This is a genomic window from Blautia sp. AM47-4 (genome assembly GCF_003479865.1).
Classification (GTDB): Bacteria; Bacillota; Clostridia; order Lachnospirales; family Lachnospiraceae; genus Fusicatenibacter; species Fusicatenibacter saccharivorans.
In genome coordinates this window covers 1-7565 of record NZ_QUHY01000054.1, presented here as the reverse complement: position 1 = coordinate 7565, position 7565 = coordinate 1, and the positions used below count along the sequence as shown (strand labels likewise).

The 7565-nt window shown below is 45.8% G+C and carries 9 protein-coding genes and 2 pseudogenes; all 11 read right to left on the bottom strand.

Annotated elements, in window-relative coordinates; genetic code table 11:
* Nucleotides 1–962 (bottom strand): annotated as a pseudogene (locus DW965_RS17935) (ATP-binding protein); the annotation flags it as partial.
* Nucleotides 946–1338, bottom strand: coding sequence for a conjugal transfer protein (locus DW965_RS17930; protein ID WP_118024886.1), 393 nt, complete (start codon nucleotides 1336–1338; stop codon nucleotides 946–948). The gene DW965_RS17930 and the pseudogene DW965_RS17935, both read right to left, overlap by 17 nt.
* Before the next feature lie 90 nt (nucleotides 1339–1428).
* On the bottom strand, nucleotides 1429–1917 hold the full coding sequence (locus tag DW965_RS17925) for an antirestriction protein ArdA (protein WP_181977591.1): 489 nt from the start codon (nucleotides 1915–1917) through the stop codon (nucleotides 1429–1431).
* Nucleotides 1918–1942: 25 nt separating this feature from the next.
* A complete protein-coding gene (locus tag DW965_RS20295; protein ID WP_243036685.1) occupies nucleotides 1943–2215 on the bottom strand; it encodes an antirestriction protein ArdA in 273 nt (90 codons plus the stop codon).
* Complete coding sequence (locus DW965_RS20290; RefSeq protein ID WP_243036684.1) at nucleotides 2179–2454, bottom strand: hypothetical protein; 276 nt, start codon at nucleotides 2452–2454, stop codon at nucleotides 2179–2181. Before DW965_RS20290 ends, DW965_RS20295 begins: the two co-directional genes overlap by 37 nt.
* Nucleotides 2455–2507: 53 nt before the next feature.
* A complete protein-coding gene (locus DW965_RS17915; protein WP_011861920.1) occupies nucleotides 2508–3014 on the bottom strand; it encodes a superinfection exclusion B family protein in 507 nt (168 codons plus the stop codon).
* Between the two features lie 185 nt (nucleotides 3015–3199).
* Nucleotides 3200–3421, bottom strand: a complete 222-nt coding sequence (locus DW965_RS17910; protein WP_002570387.1) for a hypothetical protein — start codon at nucleotides 3419–3421, stop codon at nucleotides 3200–3202.
* A 51-nt stretch (nucleotides 3422–3472) separates the two neighbouring features.
* Entirely contained in the window at nucleotides 3473–4696 is a 1224-nt protein-coding gene (gene mobT, locus DW965_RS17905; protein WP_119198649.1) for a MobT family relaxase, read from the bottom strand.
* A gap of 151 nt (nucleotides 4697–4847) precedes the next feature.
* Entirely contained in the window at nucleotides 4848–6245 is a 1398-nt protein-coding gene (locus tag DW965_RS17895) for an FtsK/SpoIIIE domain-containing protein (protein WP_118024881.1), read from the bottom strand.
* A gap of 38 nt (nucleotides 6246–6283) precedes the next feature.
* Nucleotides 6284–6660, bottom strand: a pseudogene (locus DW965_RS17890) (YdcP family protein).
* 21 nt (nucleotides 6661–6681) lie between these two features.
* Complete coding sequence (locus tag DW965_RS17885) at nucleotides 6682–6996, bottom strand: YdcP family protein (protein ID WP_118024879.1); 315 nt, start codon at nucleotides 6994–6996, stop codon at nucleotides 6682–6684.
* Nucleotides 6997–7565: the final 569 nt, after the last annotated feature.

Below are 7565 nucleotides of genomic sequence, written 5' to 3'. Positions count from 1 at the left end.
CTGTCATTCTGCCATGCGTGGTTGTCCAAATCTTTCAGCTCTTTTTTCTTGTTCCGCACCGTGGAGAGGGCTTTCCGGTTTGTCACAATCTCCACATTCATAGAGGTATCAATGGGAAAAGTAAATTGCTGCTGCTGATAGTAAAAGATTTCCGAGGATGGGAAGTCCAGTTCCCCTACAATGCTGTTGATAGTAAAGTAGGCGGCATAAACTGTCCCGTCTTCCTGTTCGATTTTCAGATACCGCTGGTTTTCCTCTATCAGACAACGGGTGGGTTTGATGAGGTCATAGTATTTCACCAGCGTTTCCTCCTGAAACCGTTTCTTCGGAAGATAATACTCATAATCTTCGTAGGCGGTTCCGGTCTGCCCGTATAAATGCTCAATCAGATAGCCAAAATCGTCCTTGTTAAGCCGCCGGACTTTGAAGCGGCGTGAGATTTTACTTTCCAGCAGCTTTTCCATCTTCTGAAACCGCCAGATTTCTTCATTGCTCATGGAAACAAAATCTCCCATGAGTTTGTGGTTGACTTCATGGAGAAAATCGGAAACGGCGGTCTTTGCTTCCCTGCGAAACTGCTTCATGGTGACTTCCTGCTCATTGACAAGCAGCTTGAAGCCGATAAAAAAGCGGTAGTCCACCTGATTTTCCCCTATCATGGAAATCAGGGCTTCGGTCTGTGCGTCAATCTTTGCACAGGCAATATCTTTTAACTTGCCTGTTACTTCCTGTTTGGAGCGTTCCTGTGCTGCCCGTATGCTGGATTCGGTGCTGATTTGCAGGGCGTGAATCTTCCCGTCCCTGTTCTGGGCGATAAGCTGCCGGAACGAATCGTGTACCTGATATTTCTGTTCAGGGCTTAAAAAGGAATAGTTGTAGGGAAGCAGCTCATAGTAAGCGAAGCACTCCCCGTCATGGTTGAACACAAGGTTATTTTCGATATATTTAATCGGATATGCCATAAATATCACTCCTTACTGCCGTGATGGGCTGTGCTGGATATTCCTTTTCCAGCTTCACGGGCTTTCCTGCATAGGTCAGTTTCGGGCGTACCAGATATGCCAGTACGGATTTCAGGAAGCCGTAAGGCTTCTTCCCGTCAAAAGTCTTCTGGCACATGAACCAAGTGAGGGCAAAGGGTATGCCGAAATATTTTAAAAATGCCCCGTCAATGAACGAAAGAGGAGGAAGGTTCCCCAAGAGTATCACTGCAAGTACCGATACCACGAACCACGCCATCTGTGTGAACGTGATGGGGAATGGCAGCTTAAAATCATTGATGGAATAGAGTACCTTTTCCACCGACCAGATACTGGTATAGCTTCGTATTTTCTTCATGTTGTCCGTCCTTTCTAAAAGATGGGGCAGCAAAAGCCGCCCCTGAAATAAAAAAGCCGCCTGTACTTTCAAAAAGAGATACAGACGGGTCTATCGTATGATTTCATATACGCCGTGGTTCGTGACAATAAAGGTTCCATCCAATTCCATGTCACGCCCATAGGCAGCATAGTCGATATAGTTTTGTAAGTGTGCCGGAAGTTCCCCAAGCTGTCCGCTTTCTTCCAGATAGTAGCGAGCCACATCCGCCATATCATCACAGCCGGAATGGCAGATAATATCGTCTTCATGCTCACAGAGTTCTTCGATACTGCCAAAGTAGGATTGCAGCTCTGATAGTTCCTCCTGAATGTACTCCGGTAAGTCCTCCACCATTTCACACAGGCGGTTGACTTCCTCAATGGGGGTATATTCGTCAATCTCAAAGGGCAGCTCATAATCATGGATGGTGTATTCCTCATATTCATCATTCAAACCGATACGCTCTTTGACTTCCTCAAAGTCCACAGGCGGCGTGAACCATGCCCCCACCAGTTCGCCCTCATTGTATTTGCCTAAGTTGGCAATGTAAATCCGCATTTCTTCCAAGTTCCTCTACCTCCTTTTAGCGGTAATAAAAGATACCATTGTCTGTAAACAGGTAGTTTTCGCTGGTTTCCAGTTCCCGACCAATGGCAGCGTAGTCGATATGGTTCAACAGGTCTGGATGTACTTCTCCAAAGAGCTGTACCTCCTGCACCAGATAACGGGTGAGGGATTCCCCGTCCTGCACCGGATAGCAGCGTATCTGGTCTTTGTGGTCGATAAATTCTGTAAAGCTGGAAAACCACCGCTTTTGTATTACATCCATTTCATAATAGAGGGGCGTTCCCTGCATTTCCTGTACCATCCGGCAAAGGGCGTTGATTTCCCAGAGCTTGTGTTGCCCTCCAATGGAAAGGGCAGCTCATAGTCTTCAATTTCGATTTCTTCCTCACTCTGAACCCCAAGACGTTCCCTGATTTCTTCAAAATCCACAGGGCAGGAAAACCATGCCCCAGGATATTCCTCAAAATCCTCATGGTAAAACCGTGTGGTGTTCAGGATGTAGATTCTCATTTCCTCAATCAGTATCACGTCCTTTCTTAGAAAAAAATGGCAACTAACTTTGTTTGTCAGTTGCCATTTTTCTAATAAAATATTCGCTTTAATTCTTCATCACTATTGATTTTTTTAATTACCCAAGGTTGTAAAAAATAATTGATTTGTGGGTCTAACATACTTACTAAATGAGTTTGTCCGGCAGGGGTTAATATTTGTAAATGTTGAAGTTCTATTACTAATCCATTGTTCATGGGTAATGGCAGGGTGTGAGTTGGTTCACGTAAAAACTCCCGAATGATTGTCACCTGTTCTGGTGTCATATTTTTCAAATATTTAATCTGAGCAGTTCCCAATCTCTTAGAAGCATACTTGTCATAAAAGAAATGAAAAATTTTAGATAGTAATAAAACGATTAGTAAAGCTGTGGAAATCACAAAAACAATGCCTATTGTAAAACCATATTTTTCTCGAAAATTTATAATATAAAACTTTTGGGCTAACTTTTGAGGCAATAATAATAATGTACCACTGGCAATAGATAAAGCTCCTAAAATGTTCGGCGGTAATTTCAAAAAATCAATAAAATCTTTCATACATTTCCTCCACTTTCAATTACTATTAAAGAAATTATACCACCATTCTTAGTTTATCTCAATTATCATACACTATCATATTACATCTTCTTTCTTTTGGGGAGTTACGCTCCCCAAGCCCCTAGTGGACTTCCGCCATGAAGCAATCAAGGCTTGCTCCATAACGGAAGTGTAAAATGGGTTTCCTATGCTCCGATAATCTTATTGAACAGTTCCAGTAAGATGTCCTTTACACCGTCAGCATTGAAGACCAGACCGACCGCTACAAGGGACACCACCAGAAAGCCGATAAGTTTGGAAAATTCCCTCTTAAATCCGAGGTACAGTCCAATCACCACGATTGCCAGCAACACAAGGGACTGGGCGTTGGATAAAAACCAGTTGTAAAGATTCTGTCCGAAATTCATAAAAGCTCCTTTCTTTCCTGTAAGAGTTCTTAGCTTCCAAGATTGCCGCCGTTAAAGCACCACCTCCTTTGCAGCGGCGGCTTGCTGCTTCAGGATTTTTTCGTGCTTCTCCGTCAGCTTTGCATGGGTGATGATGTCATGGACAATCTGGGTGTGGTTCATCTTATCCAGACGGAGAGCCAGCTTTAATGTGGGTGCTACCTGATGGGAGAGCCAGTGCAGGGTGCGTTCAAAGGAATAGGGTTCCGGTTTGGTTGTCAGTTTCAGGCTTCCCCTGTGTTCCCCAATGAACCACGCCCATTCCTCACTGATACGCCAGTCAGAACGGGGTTTCGTATCGTCCTTGTCCACGAACCGGACATAGCGGTTGATGATTTGAAAGGCTGTCTGTTCTGGATTGTCATGTTCTAACAGGTCACGGATGGCGTAAAAGGCACGCTCATTTTTCAGCCGGATTTCAAAGCGGTTCTTTACCTCTGCGTCCGCAATGGGAATATCATGCTTCTTGTACTGCTCATAGTCCTTTTCGTAAATGCAGAAGTACACCTCACTTTGGAGGGAACCAATATACAGGGTGTTCCCCATACATTCTTTTTCCCCACGCCGTACCAGTTCGCCGCTGCGGTAGCTTTTGAAGCTGCGGAAGACCGAGATACATTCCTCATTCCGGCACTTCTCTGTCAGATGGGGAATGTTCAGGATTCCTGTTTTGTCATTGATGGCAAGGTCAAGCCGCTTCATTACGCCGTCCTCCATGAGAACATCCATAAAAAATTCATACCAGCTCCGTTCCTGTGCCAGCAGATAGCTTTCAAACTGGCGGCAGCCACGCCCTTTCAGTTCCAGCAGCACCCCCTTTTCCAGTTCCGGCGATACTAGAACGAAAATATCCCCCAGATAGTAATGCTCCGTGTAAGAGTAAAATCCGTAGTCTTCATGGATAAAGTAGGGGAGTTTTAGCCGAAGCACGTCTTCCACGATATGCTTCACATCCGTAGTGGGGAAGCGAATCCGAACATAGTCAAAGAGCATTTCAAGGGGATTGTCTGGATTGAAGCGTTCCAGAGCTTCCGTGATGGCTTCCTGTAATGCTTCGGATGGGTGAGCCTTGCCCGTTTCAATATCGCTCAGGTACGGACGGGTGATTCCGGCAGCTAAGGCAAGTTTCTGTTGTGAGATACCGTAAACTTCCCGTTTCTCTTTGATGTCCCGTACCCATGTTTCTTCATTCAGTGAAAATCCCTCCTGTCTAAAAAAGCGTATGTCAACTTTCAGAGCCTTGTTGACACACGCCGGATATGGGAAAATCCCTTGTGTACCGTGGGATTCTGCCCTGTTATTTGGTTGTTGCCTGTCGATTTGTACCCCTCTGTTAGATACGAGGGGTTCATGCTGGCGTGCCTTGCGGCACACCAGCCACAGCAGGTCAGTCCGTTTCTGCGGCTTTCGCTTCGCACGCCGCCTGCACTTCCTGCCTGCTGTCTATGAGTTTTTTTATTTCTTTGAGGAAATCGTGTCCTTTTGGCACAAGGGGCGTGTAAAATTCCGAGATAACGCTGGTTCCCACATCCACATAGCCACGCCCTTTTATCTGCTTTAGGAAGAAATCCTTTGTGGTTTCCCCGAACATCATCCCATAGCCCATTTCCGACATCCGTCCCAGAGCTACACGGAAATTGAACTGGTCACGGATTCCGTCCCCCAGATACTTTGCGTCCGGACGCTGGCAGGCGAGAATCAGGAAAAAGCCAGCCTGCCGCCCAAGCATAACGATTTGTTTTAACTTGTTGAGGACAGCGGCGTTTTCCTTTGTGCCAAGCATTTCCATAAATGCCACATATTCATCAAAGATAAGGAAATTTGCAGGAAGCCCAAGATAAGCGTAATTTTCCCCTGTCCGGTAATTTTCCATGAGCTTCATGTCTTCGCTGCGTTTCATCATTTCTTCATAGAAACGGTCAATACAGGCGAGCATATCTTCCTTTTTGTAGTACACATCCGGCATAACCGCCTGTAAATCCGCAAGGTCGGCGTTCTTTGGGTCTAACACGAACAGGGCGGCGTTGGTGCGGAGCAGGGCTTCAATGAGGGTCAGGATGAAATAAGTCTTTCCGCCGCCGGTTCCTCCGGCAATGAGCATATGGGGGAGCTTGTCATACTCCCACCAGACATTTTCCATGAGCCGGAGCCTGCCGTCCTTTGCCTGTACATCTTCAATGGAGATACGGTTCGCAATGGTGTCATAGAGCAGGGTGTACTCCACGTAGGAATCCTTTAATTCCTTATCCTTCAGCTCACAGTACAAGCCGCTTTCCAGCTTTTTCTCCAAGTTTAAGAGCTGTTCCTGATATTTCCCCAAGGTGATTTCCACACGGATATGGAGCAAGCCCTGTTTCATCCTGTAATAGATTTTGGGAAAGTAAGTGATGGTTTCTTTGGAACGGCTGGAAGACAAGTCCTTGAAAAAAGCGTCTTCTTTTCTCTGCTCTGATTCATACCACTTGTTTTCCAACACCATCCTTGCCAGCTTTTGGCGGTGGATGAGCTGCTTTACTCCATCCATGCGGTATCGCCAGAACAGAAGAACTGCTGTAAGGCACACCAGCCCTGCCACGCCCATACTGAATAACAGGTAAGGGAGATTTACGTCCTGTGCTATCTGGGAGAAGGACACTTCCTGCCAGTTGGTTCCGGCAATCTGCCGGATATGAAACAGCAGGACAACCAGCATGAATACAGGGGACAGAGCGGCAAGGGCAGTATGGAACACAAGGTCTTTATCCGTGGGACGGATACGTTTTCCACGGGGGAAAAGCTGCTTCATGGGAATAATCCTCCTTTCGCGTTCTTCTTATGTTCCTGTTATTTTACAGGGGGAGCGTCTTTCTTCGGCGGCTGCGGATTCATGGCAGCCCCTTTTTTCAGGACAATATCCTCCGCCTTGATGTACCAGTCCACCTCTGCCCCTTGAAAAGTAGCCGTTGCCACGGTGTCTGCCACCGGATTGATAAGTTCCACCTCTGCGTTGTAATCGAACTCCTTTAACGGCACGCTGGCAGGGATGGAAACCTGAATCATACGCCCCTGCCTCTGGATTTTAAGTCATAGGTACGCTCCTTGATTTCTTCTGATACCGAGCCGTCTTCATTCTGGAGGTGAATCTCACGGCGGAGGGCAGAAAATTTCAATGCCCCGAAAGTTGCTTCCTTGTCAATCACGATTCCGTTTGCTAATCTCATAGTCTGATGTCCTCCTTTTCCTTACGCTTTTACCATATCGTCAGCGTGCAAAATGTAGTTGGTAAAGCCCCTTGTGCCGATTTTATAGCCCTCTGCGGTGATACGGGGATTGACGAGCTTCACACGTTCCTCAAAGTCAAAATGTTTCTCTCCGGCTTCGGCAGGGAGGATAACTACAATATCATCCGCTCTCTGTACGTCCGAATACAGATTGAAGCTGCGGGAGAATACCGTCATGCGTCCGTTGATTCTTCTCTGTTCTGTTTTGTCTTCTCCGGCGAACTCCAAGTTGCCGAATGTCTTTTCCACGTTGGGGATAACGAATTTTAATTCCATATAGATGTACCTGTCCTTTCTGAATGTTGCGTTTGATGGTTAGTTTTGGGTTCTGGTTTGAAAGTCGGAGGGGAACGCTCCGGCGGTGGTGATTTCTTCGTAGTATCACATCCTTTCTGGGGCTATTGAAGAAATTACAGGGTTGTGATATTATCTAGGTGTTAAAAATTAAATCGTCATGGTTAGGATTGTTAGCTTGTGTTTTTTCATGTAGCTCTGTCATGTACTCCCAACAACTTAAAAGTAGATTTCAGTGGAGATTTATAATATCAGGAGGTACGCTTATGACAATAATAACAACTGTAAAAAGCATTATGGTGGGCGACGGAATTTCTGGGAATTTTTGCTAAAGTGTGCAGGGGCAATGGAAAAAATTACGGCTGGCATGACATGAAGAATCCGGGAGGGTCAAATCTCCAATTCCCATCGGGGCTGTTTTCAGCCCCATTTAATTTTGAAACAAAAAATAGACGCCCATTGTTGAACGTCTATTTTGGGATGATATTGAGGTTTGCTGGTCTATCTTATAAAATCTGAATGTACTTCGATTGCATTTTTATTGCATTTTT